Source organism: Gottfriedia sp. ABJ_BB2_2 (assembly GCF_055484705.1).
This window is the reverse complement of record NZ_JBVFKR010000010.1, coordinates 1-25,155: the sequence shown is the minus strand read 5'-3', so window position 1 is coordinate 25,155 and position 25,155 is coordinate 1. Positions and strand designations below refer to the sequence as shown.

General features: G+C 32.7%; 24 protein-coding genes, 1 pseudogene and 1 other annotated feature. Of the genes and pseudogenes, 7 read left to right on the top strand and 18 right to left on the bottom strand.

Annotated elements, in window-relative coordinates; translation table 11 throughout:
- Positions 1–23: 23 nt before the first annotated feature.
- A complete protein-coding gene (locus ACX6U0_RS17640; RefSeq protein WP_464961185.1) occupies positions 24–563 on the bottom strand; it encodes a hypothetical protein in 540 nt (179 codons plus the stop codon).
- 91 nt (positions 564–654) lie between these two features.
- Here ACX6U0_RS17640 and ACX6U0_RS17635 point away from each other — a divergent pair, with 91 nt between their 5' ends.
- The gene (locus tag ACX6U0_RS17635; protein WP_464961184.1) at positions 655–1,104 is read left to right on the top strand and encodes a hypothetical protein; all 450 of its coding nucleotides are present in this window, start codon (positions 655–657) and stop codon (positions 1,102–1,104) included.
- A gap of 54 nt (positions 1,105–1,158) precedes the next feature.
- Here ACX6U0_RS17635 and ACX6U0_RS17630 read toward each other — a convergent pair whose 3' ends face one another.
- From ACX6U0_RS17630 to zapA, 6 genes are all read right to left on the bottom strand, one after another.
- Positions 1,159–1,617 (bottom strand): GNAT family N-acetyltransferase, encoded by a 459-nt coding sequence (locus tag ACX6U0_RS17630; RefSeq protein ID WP_464961183.1) that lies wholly within the window; start codon positions 1,615–1,617, stop codon positions 1,159–1,161.
- Between the two features lie 14 nt (positions 1,618–1,631).
- On the bottom strand, positions 1,632–2,504 hold the full coding sequence (locus ACX6U0_RS17625) for an alpha/beta hydrolase fold domain-containing protein (protein ID WP_464961182.1): 873 nt from the start codon (positions 2,502–2,504) through the stop codon (positions 1,632–1,634).
- A gap of 661 nt (positions 2,505–3,165) precedes the next feature.
- A complete protein-coding gene (locus ACX6U0_RS17620) occupies positions 3,166–5,520 on the bottom strand; it encodes an endonuclease MutS2 (protein ID WP_464961181.1) in 2,355 nt (784 codons plus the stop codon).
- Between the two features lie 12 nt (positions 5,521–5,532).
- Complete coding sequence (gene polX / locus ACX6U0_RS17615) at positions 5,533–7,266, bottom strand: DNA polymerase/3'-5' exonuclease PolX (RefSeq protein WP_464961180.1); 1,734 nt, start codon at positions 7,264–7,266, stop codon at positions 5,533–5,535.
- Positions 7,267–7,307: 41 nt separating this feature from the next.
- Entirely contained in the window at positions 7,308–7,835 is a 528-nt protein-coding gene (locus tag ACX6U0_RS17610) for a CvpA family protein (RefSeq protein ID WP_464961179.1), read from the bottom strand.
- A complete protein-coding gene (gene zapA, locus ACX6U0_RS17605) occupies positions 7,828–8,136 on the bottom strand; it encodes a cell division protein ZapA (protein WP_464961178.1) in 309 nt (102 codons plus the stop codon). The genes ACX6U0_RS17610 and zapA overlap by 8 nt, the downstream gene beginning before the upstream one ends.
- Positions 8,137–8,210: 74 nt before the next feature.
- Between zapA and rnhC the strand changes: the two genes are divergently transcribed.
- Positions 8,211–9,140, top strand: a complete 930-nt coding sequence (gene rnhC / locus ACX6U0_RS17600) for a ribonuclease HIII (protein WP_464961177.1) — start codon at positions 8,211–8,213, stop codon at positions 9,138–9,140.
- Positions 9,141–9,199: 59 nt separating this feature from the next.
- Here rnhC and ACX6U0_RS17595 read toward each other — a convergent pair whose 3' ends face one another.
- Complete coding sequence (locus ACX6U0_RS17595; protein WP_464961176.1) at positions 9,200–9,472, bottom strand: hypothetical protein; 273 nt, start codon at positions 9,470–9,472, stop codon at positions 9,200–9,202.
- 124 nt (positions 9,473–9,596) lie between these two features.
- Between ACX6U0_RS17595 and ACX6U0_RS17590 the strand changes: the two genes are divergently transcribed.
- Entirely contained in the window at positions 9,597–10,037 is a 441-nt protein-coding gene (locus ACX6U0_RS17590) for a DinB family protein (protein WP_464961175.1), read from the top strand.
- Positions 10,038–10,046: 9 nt separating this feature from the next.
- Positions 10,047–10,496 carry a PH domain-containing protein gene (locus ACX6U0_RS17585; RefSeq protein WP_464961174.1) on the top strand — a complete coding sequence of 150 codons (450 nt, stop codon included), beginning with the start codon at positions 10,047–10,049 and terminating at the stop codon, positions 10,494–10,496.
- Positions 10,497–10,878: 382 nt separating this feature from the next.
- On the opposite strand, the gene ACX6U0_RS17580 is transcribed toward ACX6U0_RS17585, so the two are convergent.
- On the bottom strand, positions 10,879–11,493 hold the full coding sequence (locus ACX6U0_RS17580) for a PH domain-containing protein (RefSeq protein WP_464961173.1): 615 nt from the start codon (positions 11,491–11,493) through the stop codon (positions 10,879–10,881).
- A gap of 76 nt (positions 11,494–11,569) precedes the next feature.
- Positions 11,570–12,187 carry a hypothetical protein gene (locus ACX6U0_RS17575; RefSeq protein WP_464961172.1) on the bottom strand — a complete coding sequence of 206 codons (618 nt, stop codon included), beginning with the start codon at positions 12,185–12,187 and terminating at the stop codon, positions 11,570–11,572.
- A 275-nt stretch (positions 12,188–12,462) separates the two neighbouring features.
- Here ACX6U0_RS17575 and ACX6U0_RS17570 point away from each other — a divergent pair, with 275 nt between their 5' ends.
- Positions 12,463–14,019: an ABC-F family ATP-binding cassette domain-containing protein gene (locus ACX6U0_RS17570; RefSeq protein ID WP_464961171.1), complete on the top strand. Its 1,557-nt coding sequence runs from the start codon at positions 12,463–12,465 to the stop codon at positions 14,017–14,019.
- A 93-nt stretch (positions 14,020–14,112) separates the two neighbouring features.
- On the opposite strand, the gene ACX6U0_RS17565 is transcribed toward ACX6U0_RS17570, so the two are convergent.
- Both ACX6U0_RS17565 and argS read right to left on the bottom strand, forming a co-directional pair.
- Positions 14,113–14,709, bottom strand: a complete 597-nt coding sequence (locus tag ACX6U0_RS17565; RefSeq protein WP_464961170.1) for a nitroreductase family protein — start codon at positions 14,707–14,709, stop codon at positions 14,113–14,115.
- A gap of 411 nt (positions 14,710–15,120) precedes the next feature.
- A complete protein-coding gene (gene argS / locus ACX6U0_RS17560) occupies positions 15,121–16,809 on the bottom strand; it encodes an arginine--tRNA ligase (RefSeq protein ID WP_464961169.1) in 1,689 nt (562 codons plus the stop codon).
- A gap of 45 nt (positions 16,810–16,854) precedes the next feature.
- Positions 16,855–17,075, bottom strand: a binding site (T-box leader).
- Positions 17,076–17,198: 123 nt separating this feature from the next.
- On the opposite strand from argS, the gene ACX6U0_RS17555 reads away from it, so the two are divergent.
- Positions 17,199–18,287 (top strand): glycosyltransferase, encoded by a 1,089-nt coding sequence (locus ACX6U0_RS17555; RefSeq protein WP_464961168.1) that lies wholly within the window; start codon positions 17,199–17,201, stop codon positions 18,285–18,287.
- A gap of 87 nt (positions 18,288–18,374) precedes the next feature.
- Complete coding sequence (locus tag ACX6U0_RS17550) at positions 18,375–19,436, top strand: glycosyltransferase (protein ID WP_464961167.1); 1,062 nt, start codon at positions 18,375–18,377, stop codon at positions 19,434–19,436.
- Positions 19,437–19,468: 32 nt separating this feature from the next.
- Here ACX6U0_RS17550 and ACX6U0_RS17545 read toward each other — a convergent pair whose 3' ends face one another.
- The 6 genes and pseudogenes from ACX6U0_RS17545 to ACX6U0_RS17520 all read right to left on the bottom strand — a co-directional run.
- Positions 19,469–20,845 carry a glycosyltransferase gene (locus ACX6U0_RS17545; RefSeq protein ID WP_464961166.1) on the bottom strand — a complete coding sequence of 459 codons (1,377 nt, stop codon included), beginning with the start codon at positions 20,843–20,845 and terminating at the stop codon, positions 19,469–19,471.
- 62 nt (positions 20,846–20,907) lie between these two features.
- On the bottom strand, positions 20,908–21,366 hold the full coding sequence (locus ACX6U0_RS17540) for a dTDP-4-dehydrorhamnose 3,5-epimerase family protein (protein ID WP_464961165.1): 459 nt from the start codon (positions 21,364–21,366) through the stop codon (positions 20,908–20,910).
- Complete coding sequence (gene rfbD, locus ACX6U0_RS17535) at positions 21,366–22,208, bottom strand: dTDP-4-dehydrorhamnose reductase (protein ID WP_464961164.1); 843 nt, start codon at positions 22,206–22,208, stop codon at positions 21,366–21,368. Before rfbD ends, ACX6U0_RS17540 begins: the two co-directional genes overlap by 1 nt.
- Entirely contained in the window at positions 22,205–23,161 is a 957-nt protein-coding gene (gene rfbB / locus ACX6U0_RS17530) for a dTDP-glucose 4,6-dehydratase (protein ID WP_464961163.1), read from the bottom strand. Before rfbB ends, rfbD begins: the two co-directional genes overlap by 4 nt.
- Before the next feature lie 66 nt (positions 23,162–23,227).
- The gene (gene rfbA / locus ACX6U0_RS17525; protein WP_464961162.1) at positions 23,228–24,109 is read right to left on the bottom strand and encodes a glucose-1-phosphate thymidylyltransferase RfbA; all 882 of its coding nucleotides are present in this window, start codon (positions 24,107–24,109) and stop codon (positions 23,228–23,230) included.
- A gap of 230 nt (positions 24,110–24,339) precedes the next feature.
- Positions 24,340–25,155, bottom strand: a pseudogene (locus ACX6U0_RS17520) (collagen-like protein); the annotation flags it as partial.

Below are 25,155 nucleotides of genomic sequence, written 5' to 3'. Positions count from 1 at the left end.
TTAACTTTTAACGAAAGTCTGTATTATCCACCGAACCCACCTGATACCCCACTTCCAAACCCACTTTTTTTGGATGATGACGAAGTTCCTGTTCCACTTACAAAACCAGTTGATTGATATTCCTTAAATTGATTATTACTGTATAACATATTTTTAGTCGCAAAGTACGTACCCAAAAAGAAGTAATTTCCATAATAAGAACTAGAATGATCATTACACATCCATACATTCTCTTCCTCGTCTAATGACCAATCAACACAATTCTCGTCATAAGGCATTTCTTCTGGAGAATATGTATAATCTTCATATACGTCTTCTTCATAAATCTCATCTTCATATACGTCTTCTTCGTAAACTTCCTCATCATAGACCTCTTCTTCATAAACTTCTTCATTAGAGTCGGTTGATTGTTCATATTCATTATTAGAATGACTAGTTTCATAATAAACTTCTTCAGTTGGTTCAAACGATGGTTGAGAACCACAGCTTGCTAACGTACTGATGGCAATTCCACCTGTTAGTGCAATACTAACTTTTTTCATTAATTCTTTCGTTTTTGACATATTGTTCTCCTATTCAGAAATAAATTCGTATTCTTATATCCTAAACTGTGTTATATCTTATGTATATACAAAGTATGAAGGAGTTTGAACAATGTTTAAAACAAACAACCTATTTGTTCTTGAATATCGATTACTTGATGGTGATTTTACACGACCAATTTATCACTTTCCTTTTTTATCAAAGGTCCAAATCTTTACAAGAAGACATTGCGATTACTTTATACTAAATGGGTTTGTGTATGAAAATAAGGGCTCCTACCATGAAGATGATCGATATGTAATTGAAGTCATTGAATCTGATTTAGAAAATACGCCATATTATCATTTAAAAAGACCATTAGGTATTGAAATTAGAGATGTCGATTCATTTGATGAAATTCACTTTTATGAAAGTGGAGATGAGTTAGATTTATTTTCTTGGCTACAATCAACTTATATTACAATTAATGGTAAGGTTTATGAGCAAACTTCAAACGAGGTAGACCAAGATCGAGATACATATGTAATGTATGTGAAACCATTTATTGAAGAAGTAGAATAAAGAAGTAAATGAAGACAAAAAAGGAGCAACCATTTTATATTGGTAGCTCCTTTTTTAAAGTAGGCTTTGTTCAAGCTTAATTAAATCCCTACATTGAATGCCATTCTCCCAAATTTCTTCCTCATAGTTATGTACAAAAAAGTCAATAATCGTGTCAACTATTTGGAAACCACAATTTTGATATAAAGTTAATTGATAGATACTGGAATTACCTGTACATATTACAAGTCTCTTATAACCAAGCATCTTTGAATTCGAAATAGCAAACTGAATGAACTTCTTTCCATACCCTTTTCCTTGATATTTTGGGTCTACTGCGATGTTCTTAATTTCTATTTCATACGGACTAGTTTCAACTAATACAATAATGCCTACAATGTTTAGATGCTCCATTAATATATAAACTTTTCCGTTTATTATATAACGTTCCACCATTTCTATTGATGGATCGGCTAATAATAACAGCTTCCAATGTTCCTCAGTAACAGTTTTTATTTCAGAAAAGTTGACCATCGATCGTACCTACTTTATTTTTTTTCTTTCAACCTTGCTTTTAAATAGTTAATGGTATCATTAGTTGATGCTTGAATTGACAGATTTGTAAAGCCATGATTACCATGCTCTAAGGCGATTAATGTGACCATCTTTGGATTTTTGCGTGCAAATTCCTCAGATTGGCTAAATGGAACAAGTGTATCTCCTGTACCATGAACGATAAAGATTGGAATTTTTGCATGTTTCACGTATTGAATAGGACTCATCCTATTATATTCATCGGCCATTTGCCCCGCTGTACTATTCATAAATCGTTCAACAATCTCTGTGCTCCTTGAAGAAGGTGATTGATTCATCGTTGTTAAATCAGATATTGGATACCAAGCAATGATATAGTTAAGTTTTGGCTGTATATCAGATTTGAGCCCTGTTAACAACGCCAAATGACCGCCTGCCGAAGCTCCCGCTAAACCAATTCGTGACCGATCAATCCCAAGCTTTTTCGCATTTTTATAAACAAAGTTAATAGCTGTTTCTACATCACGGACAGGATCATTATAAGAATAATCCTTTGGTGAATAGAGCGTATAATCAATACTAATAGCGTTATAACCTTCTTTTACAATTTCTTCAAAAACAGTTTTCCATCTTTTATTTAATTCCTTACTACCATGCTTCCACGAACCGCCATGAACAAAAATCAATGCAGGTGATGGACCACGCTGATTGACTGACTTGTATAAATCAAAGGTTTGAGGAAGTCGGGCAGGATCTGTATACAGAATATCTTTCTGCACTGTATATTCTATTTTATTTTTTGGATGTTTCATCGATTCATCTTGAAACATTCTTATACATACGAAAGTGATCGCAAAGATGATGCCAAAAATTGTAGCTTTCTTCAAACTTCTATTCACCCTTCTCATTTTTCTTAAAGGCTCAAGAAAAACCCAAAAAACTTTTACTTATATACCGTCCGTTCAAAAAACCTAGTGTTCGGCTAAGAAAACTCAGTTCATCCGCTTAAAAATGACAATGAATTTTACTAAATTTAATCACAAGCTTTTTAATAAAATAGGCTCTGTTAATTTTAATTGTTGATTTTAGTTAAATTCGAGACTAATTGAAATGGAAGGTACGAAGACTCCTATGAGAAATGCGGGAAACTTGAGACCCCGGAGGCCAAGTAAGGAGGGCATGCTAAAACCACGACGTCCTGTCGTAACGCATGCATGATCCACATCGTGTGGACCCAGGAGGCTCAAGTCACGCCCCATGGAAAGCGAAGTACTTGGAATGGAAATCAACATTCCTTTTTAACAGAGCCATAAAATAAAAAGAGGCTAACTCAACCATGCCTTTACTCACCATATTATGTAGTTCATTTAATTAATCATCTACATAATACACCTGAGAGAACATCATTAAGCAAACCTCATTGTTTATTTATTTAATTACTGTAAGATATAAAATTCCCACTAGTAGAAATATCCCACATACAACAAATAATATTTTCGCCAACTTTTCCATCTTTGATCCCCTTTTAAATCTGAATAAATCTTGTATTTATTTTAAGTCTACTACTGTTACTCCGATACCGCCTTCAGATGCAGCACCATAACGATAGGATTTTACGGATCGATGATTTTTTAGATAGTCTTGTACACCTTGTCTTAATGCACCTGTTCCTTTTCCATGAATAATATTTATTCGTGGATAACCAGCAAGTAATGCATCATCAATATATTTTTCTACACGGATTAATGCGTCTTCATAACGCTCGCCTCTTAAGTCCAGTTCAAGATTCACGTGAAAATCTTTTCCTTTAACAGCTGTAACTGTACGTTCTTTAACAACTTTTGGCGAGCTGACAAACTCAATATCACTTTCTTTTACTTTCATTTTAATGATACCAAGTTGAACTTGCCATTCACCATCACTTATTTGATCAAGTAGTGTACCTTTTTGATTAAAGCTGATTACTTTTACTTCATCACCTTCACGAAGTTTTCTTTGTTTTTTTGGTGTAGCTTGTGGGACAGATTTCTTAGGAGCATAAGGAATTGCACCTTCTAAACGAGTTCTAGCTTGAATTAATTCATGATCCTTAATTGAAGATAATTCAAGGTTTTTAAGCTCTCTAAGCTCTTTTATAATATCTTCAGCTTCTTGTTGAGCAGTTCTAATTCTCTTTTTCGCTTCTTCCTGTGCTTCACGATATAAATCATCACGATGCTCATAGAAATCCATCATTTGCTTTTGTAAATCCTTGAAAATACGTTCCGATTCTTTACGGTAGTCTTCCGCTTCTTTCCACTCGGATTCTGCACCTTTTCGGCTCGTTTCTAGTGACGCAATCATATTTTCAACTTCATTACTTTCTTCACTTACATGATTTCTAGCTTTATCAATTACATGATTTGATAGCCCTAATCTTCTTGAAATTTCAAAAGCATTACTTCTACCAGGAACGCCAATTAATAATCGATATGTTGGACTTAACGTCTCTACATCAAATTCTACACTAGCATTCATTACATGTTCTCTATTATAACTATAGGCTTTTAGTTCTGGATAGTGGGTAGTTGCAACAACTCTTGCCTCATAATCGCTTACTTCGTCAAGAATTGAAATTGCTAAAGCAGCACCTTCCCCGGGATCAGTTCCAGCTCCAAGCTCGTCAAATAAAACTAAGCTATTATGATTAACATGTTTTAAAATATCAACAATATTTACCATATGAGATGAGAACGTACTTAAGCTTTGCTCAATTGACTGTTCATCACCAATATCAGCAAATACCTGTTCAAATACACAAATCTCTGAACCATCAAGCGTTGGAATTTGTAAACCGGATTGTGCCATTAATACGCAAATACCAATCGTCTTTAAGGTAACCGTCTTACCACCTGTATTTGGTCCTGTTATCACTATTGTTGTAAAATCCTTACCTAATTCAATGTCATTGGCTACGACAACATCTCTAGGTATTAGCGGATGACGTGCTTTTTTCAATTTAAAATATCTGTCATTATTTAAAATTGGTTTACTAGCCTTTATGTGGTGAGAGTAATTCGCTTTTGCGAATAAAAAGTCCATTTCAGCTAAAATTTCAACATTTTGTAATAGATCCGTTGAAGCTTCTGCAACTTCACCTGTAAGCTGCATCAAGATTTTTTCAATCTCTTGCTCTTCTTTTACTTTTGCTTCTTGAAGACTATTATTTAATGTAACGACAGCTTGTGGCTCAATAAATAATGTTTGCCCAGAGGATGACTGATCGTGAACGATTCCACCATAAACATGTCTATACTCTTGTTTAACCGGAATAACAAAACGATCGTTACGAATTGTCACAATTGAATCTGATAACATTTTTTGCGCGTTATTTCCTCTAGTTAAACTTTCTAATTTTTCACGAATACGACTTTCAGCAGTTCGAACTTGCTGGCGTATTAATCGTAGCGTTACACTTGCATCGTCTAACACTTCTCCATTATCGCCAATCGCTGCTTTAATGTTTTTATCAAGCTCTAATAGTGGAATGATTTGATTACTTAATGATTCTAAATAAGGAATGTCTACTTCATTCTCTAATAAACCCTCTATAAAACGAATCATTTGTCTTCCAGCATACGTTACACCTGATATGGCAATTAATTCAGAAGGTGATAAAGTACCACCAATTTCCGCTCTTTTTACCTGCATTCTTATATCAGATAATCCACCAAGCGGTACATTTCCACGTAATCGAATAACTTTTACTGCTTCATCCGTTGATTCATGTAATTCTACGACTTCCTCGTAATCAGTACTTGGCATTAAATTCCGAATTCGTTCCTTACCAAGTGAAGAAGATGCGTGTTTTAATAATTGTTCTTTTATTTTATCGTACTCTAATACTCGTAATGTTCGTTGCATAAGGTAACCTCCTTACATACGATTACGTTTCCCTTCAATTAAACGCAAAAGTTCATGTAATTCAAATGTATTTACTATATTCTCTTTTTTCAACCAAGCTTTTTTAGCCGCGCTTACTCCAATCGTCATATGCTCTAACATATCGATGTTATGTGCATCTGTATTAATCGAGATTTTAACGCCAGCCTCTTGGGCCATGATTAACATGTCTTTATTTAAATCTAAGCGATTTGGATTTGCATTTAGCTCCAAAATAGTACCTGTTTCTTTTGCGACTGAAATTAATTCTTCAGCATTCACCTTATAACCAGCTCTTCTACCAATTTTTCTACCTGTTGGATGCCCAATCATACTTACATAAGGATTTCTCATTGCATTTTTTAATCGCATCATGATTGTTTCTTCATCTTGACTAAAACTTGAGTGTATGGAAGCAATGACAAAATCCATTGAACGTAACACATCATCCTCGTAATCTAAAGATCCGTCAGGCAAAATATCCATCTCAACCCCATGAAGAATCGTAAAGTCAGTGTATTTCTCATTTAAACGTTGAATCTCTTCCTTTTGTTTCCATAGGCGTTCAGGTGTTAATCCATTGGCTACTTTTAAATATTGAGAATGGTCAGTAATTGCAATATATTTATAGCCCTTTGCTCTACAAGCTTCAGCCATTTCCTCAATTGAAAAACCACCGTCACTCCAAGTAGAATGCATATGAATATCTGATCTGATATGTTCCAATTTTATTAAAGGATAGTCTTTTGTAAAATTTGCTACCTCTTTACCATCTTCTCTAATCTCTGGTGGAAAACAAGGTAAATGAAAGTGAGCGTAGAAGTCTTCTTCATTCTCGAATGTCCGAACCTCTCCAGTGTTTACGTCTTCAACACCATATTCACTTATTTTTTCATCACGTTCTTTTGCTAATTGGCGCATGGCAACATTATGATCCTTTGATCCAGTAAAATGGTGTAATGTTGTAGCAAACTCTTTCGGTTGAATAATTCGGAAATCAACTGAGATTTCATATTCAACGCCTTTTAAGACGAGCGATACTTTTGTATCTCCAGCTGCAATTACGCGAACAATTTCTGGCATCGCTAATAATTGTTCTCTTACGTTTTCTGGATGATTTGAAGCAATAATGAAATCCAAGTCCTTAACTGTCTCACGAACTCTTCGTAAACTACCAGCACGAGAGAATTTGTCTACATCGTTCATCTTTGATAAGTATGCTTCAATTTTATCTGCGATTGGTAATACATCTGCTAGTGGCAATCTTTCAGGTTGTTTTCCGAACTCTTCAATAGAGTCTAAAATATTTTTTTCTGTTTTTTTCCCGAATCCAGCAAGTCCTTGAAGCTTACCATTTACACAAGCTTCCTTTAATTGCTCCATGCTTTCAATTTTCAACTCTTGATAAAGCTTGGCTACTTTTTTCCCACCTAAACCAGGCAGTTTTAATAATGGTAATAATGTTTTTGGAAGTGATTCTTGTAGCTCTTCTAGTACTGTGCTTTTTCCAGTTTTTATGTACTCCTCAATAACCGCTGATGTTCCTTTTCCAATTCCTTTTATCGCTGTAAAATCATCAATCTGTTCTAAGCTTCTTTCATCTGTTTCTAAAGCATTCGCCGCTTTACGGAAGGCTGATATTTTAAAGGCATTTTCACCTTTTAATTCTAAATAAGTTGCAATTTGTTCTAATAACTTTATCAGTTCTTTTTTGTGCATCCCATTCACCTACTTAATTTTTTAATGCAATCTTAACTAACTTCATTCATTTAATAAATCATCGTATTAGTCATTCCATTCCAAAGATCCATTAATTGTGTAGAAACAAAAGGCGTATTTTGAACGATAAAATAAGCTATCTTTGAATTGTGTAATAAAGTATGTAGCGCTTCAACGGGTACAATGAGCGCAATAAAAAGTGCTAGTACTGAAAATAAATAGACTTCGATCAAGCCTAAAATACCGCCTAAAAGAGAATTTACTTGTTTTAATAATGGTAATTGGAATACCCCATTTAATAATGAACCTAAGAAAGAAATGACTAAGCGGGTTCCAATAAACAGTAATGCAAACGCAACAATTTCATATATGAATTGTTCAAAATTAACGATTTGATTACTAGTTATATTAATAGGAAATAATTTTTTTAGTGTGATAGCAGTCTGCTCGTAATAATGATAAGCTATGTATAATGATAATAAAAAACCTAATAATCTAATTAGACTACTAATAAATCCTCTTCTCCAGCCTGTAAATATGCCGAGTATAAATAATACAATTAAAATAATATCAATCATTGTTTTCCTTCTCACTTTTAGCTTCTTTAAGTAATGTTTCGAGATGTTCCGCTCTTTCTCTTAATTTAACATAATCACTTACTATATTAACTGCTGTTAATACAGCTAATTTATTTGTATCCAAAAATGGATTTTTATGATTTATTTCTTTCATTTTTTCATCTACAATTGAGGCAACATGACGAATATGTTCTGTTGATTCGTCACCAGTAATTAAATATTGTTGCCCATAAATTGTTACATTCAGTTTTTGTTTTGATGAAGAATTGGACAACTTCTTACCTCCATTTCTGTTAAACATTCTAACTTAAACTATAACATGAACTCATGTGCAAGTGAAAGTTTTGGCAATATTACAAGATAAAGGAGAAATATATGGCAAACACTGTTCTTACAGTTTCAGGAGAAACTCTATTAAAGATGCAGGAACATTACAAAGATGGTATTCAACCAAAAGTACCACAAGGTGGTGTTTTTTTAGCAAAAACGAATGGATGCACAATTACAGCCTATAAATCTGGAAAGGTCATGTTCCAAGGTTCAAATTGCGAGACAGAAGTAAGTAAATGGCAAGGTAAATCAGCCGTCCCAACCGCTGCAAAAAAAATGCCTTCGAATCAACATAACTTACCTAGTAACTTTTCAAGCCTTTCAGTAATCGGAAGTGATGAAGTAGGTACCGGAGATTATTTTGGTCCAATGACAGTTGTAGCTTCCTTCGTAGAACCTAGCCAATTTGAGTTATTAAAGGAACTTGGGGTTAAAGATTCGAAGGAACTAAACGATGATGAAATTTGTAAAATTGCTAAAAAAATAATCCATGTTGTGACTTATAGTCTTTTAGTTTTACACAATGAAAAATACAATGATATGCAAGAAAAAGGCTACAATATGAATAAATTAAAAGCCCTTCTACATAATCAAGCAATTAGAAATATTATCAGTAAATTAGAAAACCAACATTATGATGCGATATTGATTGATCAATTTACGCCACCTAACTTATATTTTGGATACTTAAAAGGTACAAAAGAAGTGATTCGAGACAAAGTTCAATTTGCAACGAAAGCAGAAGGGATTCATCTATCCGTCGCTGTTTCATCAATTCTTGCACGTTATTCTTTTTTACAACAAATGGATCAACTAAGTGAAAAAGCTGGTATGACACTACCAAAGGGTGCAGGGGCAAAGGTTGATCAAGCAGCTGCCAAATTCATACGTTCAAAAGGCTTTGAAGCATTAAGAAGCTTTACAAAGCTACATTTCGCCAACACTGAGAAAGCATTGAAAATTGCTAAAAAATAGGCTCTGTTTATAGCCAAAACAAAAAAACAAAAAAGCTGTATTCTAAATGATGATTTCACTTAGAATACAGCATCTACGATAAAGAAAATAAACCCTAGTAAACTAGCTAGTTGTTTTTGCTTCTTATATCGAAGAGAAGGTCTTGATAAAAAATATAAACAAATTAGAAATCCAAATGGAATCGGTAGCCAAAACAGGCGAAATGGTAATGAAGATATTACATAATATCCAATCATTTGAAAACCTAGATTATTTACATCTCTTTTAATTGCCTCTTTGTAAACGACTAATAAACCAATTAGTAATCCAATATACAGTAGAAAAAGAAACATCTTCCACCTCCAAGATTGTCCTACTATTAAACTATTCATATACTGCTTGTCTAAGGACACATAATGAAAAATCTTCATTCATATGCATTACATAAATAAATAGATTAAGGAGTTGATGCTAGGAATGATTACTAGCGAATTAGAAAGTCTTATACAAACCGTTTCTCAGGATATTTTAGCTTTACATAATCCTGACGATAAACCGAATTCTTCAAAATGGTCTAAAAAAGAAATTCTTGGACATTTATGCGATTCTGCAACAATGAACCATAAAAGATTTATTGACAGACTTTATTCAAATGAAGATATTAAACTTGAACTTTACAAACAAAATCATTGGGTCGAGTGTAACGACTATCAACATTCTTATTCGATAGATGAAGTTTTATCTCTTTGGATTTCCTTAAATAGTCGGATTGTAAAAACAATGAAAAACATAACTACTGAAAAATTGGCATTAAAATATATCGTCACCGAAAATGAGAAAGTGACGTTAGAATGGTTATATTCGGATTATGTAGAACACTTAAAGCATCATTTAAAACAAATCTTTAATCAGAAATAAGGTGTAAATATGAAATTTCAGATAAAGAAAAACCCATTTTTAGTCGCACTAATCCTTTGTTTAATCCCAATTATTCTCCTGGTCCCAATTGGAAGTTTCATAGAAGGTGATGGAGAAATAATGAGCATCGTTATTTTTATTCTCATTTCTCCAGTCATCATCGTACTGGGTTGGGCGTTATTTCATTCTTACCATGAATTTTCGGATACTGAGTTTATTTCAATTTTTGGCTTTATCAAAATAAGGATTCCATTTCATGAAATTAAAAAAGTAGCATTTTCATTAAACCCAATGTCATCTCCAGCTTGGACATTTAAACGTTTGAAAATCGAATATAAAAGATTTGAATTCATATTGTTATCACTCCCAAAGGATGAAGAACTATTCTTAAGCGTGCTCCAAAAACGATGTCCACAAGCGGAAATTTATGATCGTAATGGTAATCTGTATTCTATATAAGTAAATGAAACCTAAGTTTAATAAAATTACACAGTTAAACTCATTAGAAAATTTTAAAAGTTATCTCTTTTTTAGACTGAACTCGAGATATCATCGTTTATTTTTTTCATACCTTATTTAAATAGTCTCTTTTCCTTAAGATTGTTACTTTAAGAATTTATAAACATTAAGACAGAGGTTGATTAAAATGGAAGGTGCGAGACTCCTGTGGGAGTTGCTGGAAGGCTGAGACCCCGCAGGCCTGCCGAGGATGCTCAGCTCCGCCCCACGGAAAGGGAGCATCCTGGAGTGAAAATCAGCTAACACATTCTTAAATAATAACAATCTTTTTTTGAACTGCCACACAATAAAAAAGAACCCACAAACTCTGTGGGTTCTTTTTTTAGTTATTAATATACTTCTCAAAAACATAACCAAAATCTTTAACTTTATATTGCTCTCTAGATTTCATTAGCCACTCAAATGCCGCTTCATTAATTTCTTTAAAATTATTTACTACACTGTTTTCATTACTTGCTACACGACTTAGTGTAGTAGATGCTAATTCAATACTTTCTTTAGCGAAACCTAGTTTAATTTCGTTTTCATGACAAATCTCAGCAATCATTAATAATGCTTTATATAAATCTTTTAACTCTTCAATATGTTTTTTATGTACATCAATCGAGAACTCTTTACCACCGATATTGAATTTAATTTCAACATCTAAATCAATTGTACCAGCAGTTTCTAGAACAACTTGAGAAATTTTATAAGTATGATAATTGTATCGATGAAGTGTACGTTTTTTACTAATCGCACTAGTTCCGTCTAAATGAATTAATGCTTTATTTGTAAAACAGTACTCATCCGTTTTTGACTTAATTAAAAAAAAGATTTTCTCATCATCTTCATGCATTACGTAATCATCAGAATCGACCTTGTCATAGTTTTTAGGCTCAATGACACTACCTACATCACTTAAACCAAGCATATCTGCTGCAACTTTACCAAACATGTAATTTCCTCCTCAAAAGATAAGATTAGTGAAATTAGGAGAATGAGTGTTTTCTCCGCTATCCTACCTTATTACTTTATTTAGTTTCTAGACATAATAAGTATACATATTTATTTTTTATTAGTCTTTCATTATCTTTTATATTTGGGGAGATACTAGCTGATTCCATCGAATCGTTCCCTTCCACAAATGCTCCAAGTGCCATTTCTTTTCCTTTTACTATTTCATGTTTGCCTTCAATATGTTCAATAAGTGACATATTGGTTTGATCTGGTTGTTTATATAATGATTGACCGGTATAATGACCATTATTATTTGTAAAAATGATGTCCCATTCATATGTATTTTTCGTTTCAAGCTGAAGTTGACGTTTAAATGTAAGATAGTAAGTTTTATCATCATCTTTTAGAATAGTGATTGTAATACCACCTATTGTATGTACTAATTTACCTTTAGAGTATACTTTAATTTTTGCTTCCAATGACTGTATATCTGTTGAATCATTTAGCTTCAATTTATAAATCGCTAATTTTTGACGATCCTCACCAAGCATTTGCAGTGTATTCATTTCAGACTTGTTCATTTTATAATTTTCCACAATACTCTTTTTTTCATTTACTATTTTAAAATTTTCATCTTTGTTGCAACCTACTAAAAAAATAACTACTAATAATAGATAAGTGATTTTCCTCACTTTTTCCCCACCTCTAAACTTTCATTAACTAAAATATGGTTATTCAATAAAGCTTTAAGTATTCCTCTTTTAGACATGTTTTCATAAAGTCCTTTCGTAATGACTGATGACTGAATTTTCCTCACTTCATCATGTGATCCCTTCTTTTCTGTCAGCACATTAATTTACCATTGAACACTTACCTAGTTGCAGACTATAATTAATAAGTGACTGTTTAAATTACGTTCTAATTAGAACATTTAATATAACGAAAAAAATAGAAAAGGTGTAGATCAATGAGTATATTAACTGTAAAAAACTTAAGCCACGGCTTTGGTGATCGTGCAATATTTAATGATGTGTCTTTCCGATTATTAAAGGGAGAACATATCGGTCTAATTGGTGCAAATGGTGAAGGTAAATCAACTTTCATGAATATAGTAACAGGAAAGCTTCAACCTGATGAAGGTAAAGTTGAATGGTCTAAAAAAGTTCGTGTTGGTTATTTAGATCAACATGCAGTATTGCAAGCAGGAATGACAATTCGTGACGTTTTAAAAAGTGCGTTCCAATATATGTTTGATATGGAAAATGAAATTAATGATTTATATGTGAAAATGGCCGATGCTACTCCAGAGGAAATGGAGAAAATGCTTGAAGACGTTGGCGTACTACAAGACACATTAACAAATAACGATTTTTATATTATCGATGCGAAAGTAGAAGAAATTGCTCGTGGTTTAGGTCTAGAAGATATTGGTCTTGAACGTGATGTAACTGAATTATCTGGTGGTCAAAGAACAAAAGTTCTTTTAGCTAAGCTTCTTTTAGAAAAACCAGATATCTTATTACTTGATGAGCCAACGAACTATTTAGATGAGCAACATATTGAATGGTTAAAACGATATTTAAATGAATATGAAAATGCATTTATTTTGATTTCACATGATATTCCATTCTTAAATAGTGTAATTAATTTAATTTATCACATGGAAAATCAGGAATTAAACCGTTACGTTGGAGATTACAATAATTTCATGAGCATTCATGAAATGAAAAAATCACAACTTGAATCAGCTTACAAACGTCAACAGCAAGAAATTTCAGAGTTAAAAGACTTTGTTGCTCGAAATAAAGCTCGTGTTTCTACACGTAACATGGCGATGTCACGCCAAAAGAAACTTGATAAAATGGACATTATCGAGCTTGCAAGGGAAAAGCCAAAACCAGAGTTCGATTTCAAACCAGCTCGTACTTCTGGAAAACTAATATTTGAAGCTAAAAATCTTGTGATTGGTTATGACGAGCCACTTTCACAGCCTTTAAACCTTCGAATGGAGCGCGGTCAAAAAGTCGCTTTAGTTGGTGCGAATGGTATCGGTAAAACAACTTTAATGCGTAGTTTACTTGGTGATATTAAACCAATTTCAGGTGAAGTTGAACGCGGTGAATTCCTTCATATTGGATACTTTGAACAAGAAGTGAAAAGTGATAACAATAAAACATGTATTGATGAAGTTTGGGATGAATTCCCTTCATTTACACAATACGAAGTTCGCGCTGCGCTTGCGAGATGCGGTTTAACAACAAAGCATATTGAAAGTAAAGTAACTGTTTTAAGTGGTGGCGAAAAGGCCAAAGTTCGTTTATGTAAACTAATGAATAATGAATCAAACTTACTTGTACTAGATGAGCCGACAAACCACTTAGACGTTGATGCAAAAGAAGAATTAAAACGAGCACTGAAAGAATATAAAGGTAGTATTTTAATTATCTGTCACGAACCTGAATTTTACCAAGGATTAGTAACAGACGTATGGAATGGTGAAAATTGGACTACGAAAGTATTTTAATTAGAGTAGCTAAACTGAATTTCTAAACTAGATAAACATAAAAAGGGAGCTAATAACGTAATTTGTTAATTAGCTCCCTTTTTTATTATTTAATTAAGAAATTGTAATGTTTTGACCTAGTTTAGTCGTCCATTCTCTAGGATTTTTTCGTTTCTTAGAAACTTTTGGCATTGTTTTAATATAACCGATATGAAGTGCGCCCAATATTTTTCTGTTTACTGGGATGCCCATTTCTTTGTAAAATTGTTGGTCAAAAATGTATGGATTTGTACGCCAAACCATCCCAATATTTTTTTCCCAAGCAGCTAATTGTAGATTTTGAACAAATGAACAAGTTGCACCAATTGCTTCTAAATTCTTTTTTTCATTATCAGAATGATCTGTTGTTATAATTAAATGCATTGGTGTATCAATAATATATGATTTAAAAAACTCTACAGATTTTTTTATTTTTTCAACTGTATAGGTTTCTGTTAACTCCATTCTTTCATAACTATCGACGATTTTTGAAGCATAAAATGCTTTTTCATTTTCTTCTGAAATCATGATAAATTGCCAAGGCTCTTCTTTGCTATGAAATGGAGCATATGAAGCTACTTCAAGAAGTTCCATCAAAATTCCTTCAGAAATCGGGTCTTTTTTTGTATCTCTTACAGTTCTTCTATTTTTGATTGTATTTAAAATTGTCATTTATTTGTCAATCTCCTTAATTGGAATCAATTCATCTATTATTATAAATGTAATTGATAATCATTTTCAATAAAAATAAGTATTCTTAGTAAACTTTAAGATTTACTAAGAAGAAAATTATAATCATTTTATCCATCTTTATTATTTTAGAATGCGAAAGTTGTTCACAACTACAGGATGCTCCCTTTCTGTGGGGCGAAATCTGATCCACCCTAAAACACGCCGTCTGTTGTAACGCATGCGTGCCCCTATATCCTGTGTGCCTACTGGGGGTTTTTAGCCTTCCTGCATCTCCAATGGTCTTCGCACCTCAAGTTCTATCTATTTCGTTTTAAAGCTATAATCACTTTGAAAATGAGCCTTTAGAAAAAAAAAGTATGAAAAGAAAAAGTTCTTTTCATACTTTTTTGATTACATTTCTTTTGGTGCGCGAATACCCAATAATCTAAGTCCTTCTTCTAATACAATTGAAACAGCTTTGATTAAGGCTAATCTACTAATTAACTGCTGATCATCAGTAAGGATATGTGTATTTCCATAATATTTATTGAACGCTTGCGCCAAATCAATTGTATATTTCGCTATTACTGACGGTTCATTTTGCTCAAAGCTACGTTTTACTTTGTCTGGAAAAGCTTGAATGTTTTTTATAATTTCCCAACTATACTCATCATGTAAGCCATCTTGATGATGGAATTCTTTTACATTCGCTTTTTCTAAGATTGAATTCGTTCTAACAATTGAATACTGCACATATGGTCCAGTTTCTCCTTCAAATTTTAACATTTGCTCTAGAGAAAACTCGAAATTATTCATACGATCATTCTTTAAATCCTGGAATATGATCGCTCCAACTCCTACCATTTCTGCAACTTCATCTTTATTTTTTAAATTAGGGTTTTTGTCAGTAATATTTTTATTAGCTAAACTAATTGCTTCTTCAATAACTTTTTCAAGTAATACAATTTTCCCTTTTCGAGTTGACATTTTTTTACCGTTTTGAAGAATCAGACCAAATGGTACATGTTCCATATTCTTAGACCATTCATATCCCATCTTATTTAAAACAGTAAATACTTGCGTGAAATGTAGTGCCTGTTCTCCACCTACGACATATACAGCTTTATCAAAATCGTATGTTTCTTTACGGTAGATTGCAGCTGCCAAATCGCGGGTTGCATATAAAGTAGCTCCATCCGATTTTCTAATTAAACACGGAGGTAATTCTATTTCTGAAAGGTCTACAACTTCAGCTCCTTCAGATTCAACTAATAATTTTTTCTCTTCAAGTATGGTAATTATTCGATCCATTTTGTCATTATAAAAAGCTTCACCATTAAAGCTATCAAAGCTAACACCTAGTAAATCATACACCATCATAAATTCTTTCAGTGATTCTTCACGGAACCAATCCCATAATTCTTGCGCTTCTTCATTTTTCTCTTCTAATTTCTTAAACCAGCTTCTTGCTTCTTCTTCAAGCTGTGGTTCCTTCTCAACTTCTTCGTGAAATTTAACATATAGTGTTAGTAATTCTTTGATTGGATTTAATTTTACTTTTTCTTCTATACCCCAACGTTTATAGGCCACAATCAATTTCCCGAACTGTGTTCCCCAATCTCCGAGATGATTGATTTTAATTGCTTTATAACCATTTTTTTGAGCAATGTTTCCAATTGCATTTCCAATCATTGTTGAACGAATATGCCCCATTGAAAAAGGTTTGGCAATATTAGGTGATGAACAATCAATCACAATTGTTTTTTCTTCGTCAGTAATATGATTTCCAAAATCTTTTCCTTCGCTTAAAACAGTCTCTATAATATGTTTACTGACAATTTTCTTATTTAAGAAGCAGTTTACATATGGCCCATTCGCCTCAACCTTTTCAAATAATTCATGTTGAATTAGCGGTGCAATTTCTTGCGCAATACTAACTGGGGACTTTCTTAATGACTTTGCTAGCTGAAAACAAGGGAATGCTAAATCACCTTGATCTGCATAATGCGGTTTTTCAATCAGCGCATTAATTTCTACTTTATTTAATGCACCATTTAATGCTTTTTCTAAATACTCACTATACAATAATTCATAGTTCATCTTCCTTCATTCCCTTCCTAAAATAAATATAACCCCGCCTCTAAAAAAAGAGACGGGGTTTAAGTTCCGCGGTACCACTCTAATTGTTCAAATTATATTGAACCAGCTTTAAGTTTATTAACGAGGTTCAATCCCCGGTAAACCCTACTATTATTTCGGATTTACTTCTCCAAAGTGCGCTTCATCTTATTCGTTTTATTAGGCTTCCACCATCCCTAACTCGCTTAAAAACTATATAAGACTACTCTCTTTATCATAAAATTTCCAATATTCCTTTTACATATTTAAACATATACAAAACTGAATAACAACCTTCTTATAAAAAAATTTCAATATTTGGATGAACGTTTTATTGACAACCTTAATAACATAAATTTGAGGTGGAATTAATGAAAAAAGATTCAATTACTTTCAGTCTTTGTATGATTGTAAAAAATGAAGAAAATGTACTTGAAAGATGTCTTTCTTCCGTTTCTACTATTGTAGATGAAATCGTCATAATTGATACAGGTTCAACCGATCAAACAAAAGAAATAGCAAAAAAATTTACAAATTGTGTTTATGATTTTAAATGGATCAATGATTTTTCTGCGGCTCGGAACTTTGCATTTTCGAAAGCAACTAAGGACTATATTATGTGGTTGGATGCAGATGATGTAATCACAGAAGAAAATGCAAAAAAATTAATTGAACTAAAGAAAACTTTAACAAATGAAGTCGATGCTGTAGCAATGAAATATCATCTTTCTTTTGATGTAGATGGAAATCCAACATTCAGCTCTATACGGAATCGGATTGTTAAACGTATAAATAATTTTAAATGGATTGGTTTCGTACATGAATATTTAGAAGTATATGGAAATATTATTCATTCAGATGCTGCCGTCATCCATCATAAAGATAAAGACTCCTCTACTCGAAATTTAACAATTTATGAAGAAGCAATTGCTTCAGGTAAAGAATTAAATCCAAGAGATAAATATTATTATGCTAATGAATGTTTAGATCACGGGAAGTATGAAACTGCAATTGAATGGTATAACAAATTTTTAGATGAAGGAAAAGGTTGGTCTGAAGATAATATTCAAGCTTGCGGTAAAATGGCTGATTGTTATTTAAATTTAGGAGAATGGGAATTAGCAATAAGTAGTTGTCTAAAATCATTCACCTACGATGGTCCTCGTGGAGAAAATTGTTGCAGATTAGGTTATATCTATCTTCAACAAGAAGATTATCATCGTGCAATCTCATGGTATAAAATAGCTACTTTCGTTGATATTCCCGAACAAAAAAGCCCATTTATTAATACTGCGTGTTATACTTGGCTTCCACATTTACAATTATGCCTATCCTATAGTCTTTTAGGAGACCAAGTGACAGCTAAAAAACATAATGACATTGCAGCTAGTTTTTCTCCAAATAACCCTTCGGTTAAGCATAATCAAGCGTATTTTAACTCATTATTAAATGAGCAATAATACCACTTCGGTGTCCCCTCATTGTTTAATTTGTAATATCTAAAATAGATTTCTTAGCATGCGATTACATTAGAAAAGAGTGATATTTTGACTACCGTTAGCTTATGTATGATTGTTAAAAATGATGAGGCGGTTATTGAAAGATGTCTAAAATCAGTATCCGACTTGGTAGATGAAGTGATCATTGTTGATTTAGGATCCACGGATAGAACGAGAGAGCTTGCAAGCACGTTTACCCAAAATATTTACTCCTTTGAAGCAGATCAGCATGAAAAAGATGCATTAAGTTACTTATTTGACCTCTCTACAAAACAATTTATTCTATTCTTAACCCCTAATGATATTTTGTTCGAAAACGAGAGTAAAAAATTCGTACAACTAAAGAAGTCAATCAATTCAAATATTGATGGAATTTCAATGAAACTGCTAACGAATTTGAATGAAAGTAATCAAAAGATGACCACAAGATTAGTTAGAAGGAATAGTTCATATTCCATTAGTGGTGAATCCAAAGATTTTCAAATTAATGTTTCTGGTGTGGTGGTAGATTCAGAAATAGTAATCCACTCCCTACCATACACAAATGATCCACATAATAACCTAAAAATAATTGAAAAAATGATTGAAGAGAATATCGACTTTTCACCGAGAGATTTATTTTATTATGCAAAGGAATTAAGTGAAAATCATCAATATGATAAATCGATTCAATATTTTCTTAAGTTTTTAAGACAAAAACAACCATTTAGTGAGCATAATATACTAGCTTGTTATTATTTAGCCGATAATTATCATCACCTACATTTATTTGAATTAGAAAAAAATTGGCTACTTCACTCACTTCAATTTGAGAAACCTCAGCCCGAAACATGTTGTAGGATTGGTTATTATTTTTTAGAAAACAATAATTATGACTCAGCGATTTTCTGGTATGAAGAAGCTACTTCATATAAAAATAAAGAGCAACTATCTAACATTCAATATTCATATTCAACATGGATGCCACATCTTCAATTAGCCGTATGCTATGATCGAATTGGTAAACACCAATTAGCAAATGAACATAATGAATTGGCATATGGCTATCATCCAACTCATGCTAGCATATTATCAAATAGACAGTATTTCTCAAATTTATTAAATAAATAAACGGCGGTTGAAGTTCTCAACCGCCGTTTTTATTATTTTTTCTTTACGAGTACAAGCATTTGGTAGATTTCCAAATTTGTCATTAACTCATCTAGTGTTATACCAAATTTATGTGCTAAGTGAACTACTTCTTCAAAAAATAATTTTATATTTATATTCACATCGATATTTTCATTCTTGTTAAAAATGATATCAAACATATGAGCAGGAAATAGTAAGTTCATTGTTTTAGGCGTAAAAAATCTTACATGCTCTTTATCCAATATTCCCGCATTTAGATAATTCCAACTACCATTTAACAATTGGTAAAGTACTTCACCATGAGATACATTTGGAACTCTACAAATAATATTTCCAGATGGTTTTAATAGTTTACTAATTTCAATTATATAGTTCCAAGGGTCAAAAATATGTTCGATTGTTTGATCAAGAATAATTAAATCAAAAAAATCATTTGCATAGGATAAATTCGTCTCATCACAACTGACAATATCAACTTTTTCGTAAAATTGTGAAGCAATTGATGCCAATGCTGGATTCTTTTCAGTACCATATAGCTCACAAGAATACCTATTTTTAATCTCTAATCCTGTTGCGCCGGCCGAACAGCCAATCTCCAATACTTTTTTCACATTACTTGGTACCATATCAATTATATCCAGTTTTGGATAAGCAGTATCTATTAAATGATTGCCCCATTTTTCTATATAACGAAATCGATTTTCTATATAAAGCTGGGTAATATTAATATCACTATTTCCTTTAAAAGTTACATGACCATAATGATGTACAAATGAATCTAATGCAATATGCAACTCATAGCCTTCTAGAACCGTTCTTAAACAGATATCATCATCCTCGAATGAACCGAATTTAAATCTTTCATCAAAACCTTTTAGCTTTTCTATTACCTCGCGTTTGACTAATAAACAAAAACCCACTAATCGTAGTACCTGCTTGGATTTTCCTTTGACTGTTTCACAATATTTTAACGCAAACTCGTTTATCTCATCATCCGATTGATAATCTACATCAATTCTTTGCAGTCCACTTACATAATTACTAACTGGACCAACCATACCAATACGATCATTACTATATAATAGATTGATCATTGCATCTAGCCAATTATCAGTAACAATTGTATCATTATTTAAAAATAATAAATTATCTCCAGTAGCAACCTCAATCCCTTGATTACAGCCACCAGCAAACCCCATATTTTTTTCATTTAAAATTGTGATAAACGAAGATTTACTTTTTAAATATTCACGTGTCCCATCAGTAGAACCGTTATCTACAACAATAATTTCAACTTGGTCATTTTTTGTATATTTTTCAAGACTTTCAAAGCATTTTTTAGAAACATCTAGCTGATTATATGTTAACAGAATAATGCTAGTTTTCATTTTACACCTACTTATCCTTTGCTTAAGTCCCCACAATAAAAAACATTAATCGTAGTTTATATTTACCTATTTTGAGTTTCCCAATTAAATCCGATTGTCTCATCATTCCAAGGAATTCTTTTTTCATCCGGTAGATTTGGATTATATGATTTTGTTGTACAATATATAATTGTTGCAGACTGATCACCGATTACCCGGTATCCATGTGCTACTCCTTTAGGTATTAGTAATATCATAGGATTATTTTCTCCCATATAAAACACATTTGTTTTGCCTTTTGTTGTTGAATTTTCTCTTAAGTCATATAAAACTACTTGTGCATTCCCTGATGGAAAAAACCAAATATCATCTTGTTCTTCATGGTAATGAAAAGCTTTAATCACACCTGGATATGTTGTTGACCATGACAATTGTCCAAAATTTGTCAATAACTCATCATCATCCCTTAAAACTTCAGCAAAAAAACCTCGATCGTCACAATGTTTGGTTAGTTTTTTCGTTATGACACCTTCAATTTGCATTAATTACCAAACTCCTTTCTTAAAAACTCGTGTAATGCTTCTTTCCAATCTCTTTGCTGAATTTGTAAATCAACAAGCTTCTTATTACTTAATACTGAATACATTGGTCTTGGCGTTTTAGTACCATATTCTTTCGTTGTTACCGGAGTGATTTTTGTTTTACGATTTAAAAAATGGAGAATTTCACATGCAAACTCATACCAACTACATTCCCCTAAATTTGTCACATGATATATACCTGGTTTCTCATATAAGAGTGACTTAAGAATTAGGACTAAATCTTTCGTATATGTTGGGCACCCTATTTGATCATCAACGACTCTGATCTCATCTAATTTATTTGATAAATTTACGATTGTACTCACAAAATTATCCGCTTTATGTCCATATAACCAAGATGTACGAATAATGGTACTTTCATCATTAATCGCCAGTACCAGCTCTTCTCCAATTTTCTTACTTTTGCCATACATTGTATTTGGAGACTTGATATCATTCACTTCATATGGAATATTTTTTTCACCATTAAAAACATAGTCTGTACTAATATGAAAAAATCGACAATTCATTTTTTTTGCTTCAAATGCAAGATTAAATGGTCCTATTGCGTTTACTAGATAAGCCTTTTCAACCTCTACTTCACATAAATCAACTTTTGTAAAAGCAGCTGCATTTATCATTACATTCGGTTGATGTTGATTTAATACGGCATTAATTTCTTTCCTATTCGTAATATCTAAGTTCTTCTTGCCATATGGAATGATTTCAATTCCATCTTCAACAAATAGATTCTGAAGTTCTTTACCAAGCTGACCGTCAGCGCCAGTGATTAATATTTTCATATTTTCTTGTCACCAAACTTTTCAATATACCACTTCACCGTTTCTTCTAAAGATTCTTGAAAAGTATGTTGCTGTATCCACCCTAATTCTAATTGAAGTTTACTGGAATCAATTGCGTATCTACGATCATGACCAACTCTGTCTGTTACATAATCTATTAAACTCTCTGATTTGCCCATAATTGCTAATACTTGCTTAACTACCTCAATATTTGTTTTCTCATTGCCACCGCCAATATTATATACTTCACCATATTTTCCATTTTCAATTATTTTTGCAATTGCTCTACAGTGGTCTTCTACAAATAACCAATCTCTAATTTGCAAGCCATCTCCATAAACTGGAATTTTCTTTTCTTGTAGTGCATGATAAATGATGGTTGGAATGTATTTCTCCTTATTTTGAAATGGACCGAAATTGTTACTACATCTAGTTGTGATAAGTGGTAAACCAAACGTCTGATAGTATGAACGTACAATTAAATCCGAGCTTGCTTTTGATGCGGAATAAGGATTATTAGGAGCGATAGGAGAATATTCAGTAAAAGGTTTCTCATTTTTTTCAAGTGTTCCATAAACCTCGTCCGTAGAAACATGAATCATTTTCTTTGCAAATCCATCCATGACAATTTGGATCATGTTAAACGTACCAATTACATTTGTTTGAATAAATATTTCTCCATCCTTAATACTTCTGTCAACATGAGATTCTGCAGCAAAATGAACAAGTACCTCATATACCCGATCTAAAGCCGGCTTTATCTCTTCCCTATTGATAATATTTGCCTGAATAAACCGTACTCTTGGATTTTTAACTAAATTATTTATTTCTTCAGGATGACTTGCGTAAGTTAATGCATCTAATATCGTAATATCGTAATCAGTATTTTTTAATATGAAGTTTACAAAATTTAACCCTATGAACCCCGCACCACCTGTAATTAAAATGTTCAATCAATACCCTCCTTTACAAAGACTCCAAACAGATTTCCCACAATTTACAGTCTCACTTTCGAACGTTTATTTACTTTTTTTAACATTTGAAATGACACTTAATAAATACTTACCGTAATCACTATTAGCTAAAGGCTCCGTAAGTTTTTCTAATTGTCCAATTGTTATATAGCCTTTTCTAAATGCGATTTCTTCAATACAAGATATTCGTAAGCTTTGTCTTTTTTGAATCATTTCTATAAAAGTAGACGCTTGAATTAGTGATTCATGTGTACCAGTATCTAACCAAGCAAAACCTCTACCTAGTATCTCTACCTTTAATTGGCCCTTTTTTAAATACATTTCATTCAAATCAGTAATCTCATACTCTCCTCTATCAGAGGGTTTAATTTGCTTAGCAAAATCGATTACTTTATTATCATAAAAATATAATCCAGTAACAGCATAGGTCGACTTTGGATTTATAGGTTTCTCTTCTATTGAAATGACATTTCCATCATCATCAAACTCGATAACGCCAAATCTTTGTGGATCCTTAACGTTATAGCCAAATACCGTTGCCCCTTCGTTTAATGTGGCTACTCGCTCTAGTATCTTCGTAAAATCATGACCATAAAATATATTGTCACCCAAAATTAAAGCAACCGATTCATCACCAATAAATTCTTCTCCTATAATAAATGCCTGTGCAATACCCTCAGGTTTTTCTTGAGCAATATACGATAAAGTAATGCCAAGATTAGAGCCATCCCCTAATAGTTCCTCAAACCGAGGAACATCTTGTGGTGTAGAAATAATTAATATTTCCTTAATGCCAGCAAGCATTAAAATCGAAAGTGGATAATAAATTAAAGGCTTATCATAAATAGGTAACAGCTGTTTTGATATGACTCTTGTTAACGGAAACAATCTGGTTCCATTTCCTCCAGCTAGAATGATTCCTTTCAATAAACAACACATCCCTAAAATACTTCTTCTAAAATTTGAATAAATAACATTATTTAACATATTCACAATCAGATTATATTGTTAGTATTAAAAGCTTACTTTCATAAATTTCAATCAAAAACTTTATAAAAAAAGAAATCCTCATTATTATTCAAATAGATAACTATAGGAATAATAAATGAGGATTATTAAAATATGAGGCTTGTACTATTTCTTTCTAAAATTTAATATTAAACAATACGATGAACTGACCAAGTGATACCTGCTGTATTATTTCCTCCAAGAGTAAGTGGTACTGTTAATCCATCTGCTTCATAGAAGAGACCAATAACATCCCCAGCAGTAAGTTCTAGATCACCAGTTATTGTCACTGTACCATCTCCAAGAATTGCTCTTAAAGTTAGAACTAAAGCAATATTTACGTCTAAAATTGGTACTAAACCACCAATTAAATCCGTTGTAGTAGGTGAAGTTCTTCTAATGACAAATGACGGGTTAACACCTGGTCCAGTTGCTACAGATAAAGTAGCAGTTGTAGAATAGTTAATCGTTGCTTCAAAAACATATCTACCTGTTGCAGGTACAGTAAAATTACCTGTTGTAGGATCAAATGTAGTTGCATTGAAATGAGGATTAGCTACACTCCAGTTAGTTAATTGCGTACTAGCAGCAGTATTAACTGTTGGAATAAAGGCAGAGAAACCTTCAGCAAGGACACTTGGCCCTGTTGCTCCAGTTGCTCCTGTTACTCCTGTTGCTCCTGTTACCCCTGTTGCTCCTGTTTCACCTGTTGCTCCTGTTGCTCCTGTTACCCCTGTTGCTCCTGTTGCTCCTGTTGCTCCTGTTACCCCTGTTGCTCCTGTTTCACCTGTTGCTCCTGTTGCTCCTGTTGCTCCTGTTGCTCCTGTTGCTCCTGTTACTCCTGTTGCTCCTGTTGCTCCTGTTGCTCCTGTTGCTCCTGTTGCTCCTGTTGCTCCTGTTGCTCCTGTTGCTCCTGTTGCTCCTGTTGCTCCTGTTGCTCCTGTTGCTCCTGTTGCTCCTGTTGC

Coding starts and splice junctions, on each gene's coding strand:
- ACX6U0_RS17640 (WP_464961185.1), bottom strand. CDS start 563: ATGTCAAAAACGAAAGAATTAATGAAAAAAGTTAGTATTGCACTAACA.
- ACX6U0_RS17635 (WP_464961184.1), top strand. CDS start 655: ATGTTTAAAACAAACAACCTATTTGTTCTTGAATATCGATTACTTGAT.
- ACX6U0_RS17630 (WP_464961183.1), bottom strand. CDS start 1,617: ATGGTCAACTTTTCTGAAATAAAAACTGTTACTGAGGAACATTGGAAG.
- ACX6U0_RS17620 (WP_464961181.1), bottom strand. CDS start 5,520: ATGCAACGAACATTACGAGTATTAGAGTACGATAAAATAAAAGAACAA.
- ACX6U0_RS17610 (WP_464961179.1), bottom strand. CDS start 7,835: ATGATTGATATTATTTTAATTGTATTATTTATACTCGGCATATTTACA.
- zapA (WP_464961178.1), bottom strand. CDS start 8,136: ATGTTTAACAGAAATGGAGGTAAGAAGTTGTCCAATTCTTCATCAAAA.
- rnhC (WP_464961177.1), top strand. CDS start 8,211: ATGGCAAACACTGTTCTTACAGTTTCAGGAGAAACTCTATTAAAGATG.
- ACX6U0_RS17595 (WP_464961176.1), bottom strand. CDS start 9,472: ATGTTTCTTTTTCTACTGTATATTGGATTACTAATTGGTTTATTAGTC.
- ACX6U0_RS17590 (WP_464961175.1), top strand. CDS start 9,597: ATGATTACTAGCGAATTAGAAAGTCTTATACAAACCGTTTCTCAGGAT.
- ACX6U0_RS17585 (WP_464961174.1), top strand. CDS start 10,047: ATGAAATTTCAGATAAAGAAAAACCCATTTTTAGTCGCACTAATCCTT.
- ACX6U0_RS17580 (WP_464961173.1), bottom strand. CDS start 11,493: ATGTTTGGTAAAGTTGCAGCAGATATGCTTGGTTTAAGTGATGTAGGT.
- ACX6U0_RS17570 (WP_464961171.1), top strand. CDS start 12,463: ATGAGTATATTAACTGTAAAAAACTTAAGCCACGGCTTTGGTGATCGT.
- ACX6U0_RS17565 (WP_464961170.1), bottom strand. CDS start 14,709: ATGACAATTTTAAATACAATCAAAAATAGAAGAACTGTAAGAGATACA.
- argS (WP_464961169.1), bottom strand. CDS start 16,809: ATGAACTATGAATTATTGTATAGTGAGTATTTAGAAAAAGCATTAAAT.
- ACX6U0_RS17555 (WP_464961168.1), top strand. CDS start 17,199: ATGAAAAAAGATTCAATTACTTTCAGTCTTTGTATGATTGTAAAAAAT.
- ACX6U0_RS17545 (WP_464961166.1), bottom strand. CDS start 20,845: ATGAAAACTAGCATTATTCTGTTAACATATAATCAGCTAGATGTTTCT.
- ACX6U0_RS17540 (WP_464961165.1), bottom strand. CDS start 21,366: ATGCAAATTGAAGGTGTCATAACGAAAAAACTAACCAAACATTGTGAC.
- rfbD (WP_464961164.1), bottom strand. CDS start 22,208: ATGAAAATATTAATCACTGGCGCTGACGGTCAGCTTGGTAAAGAACTT.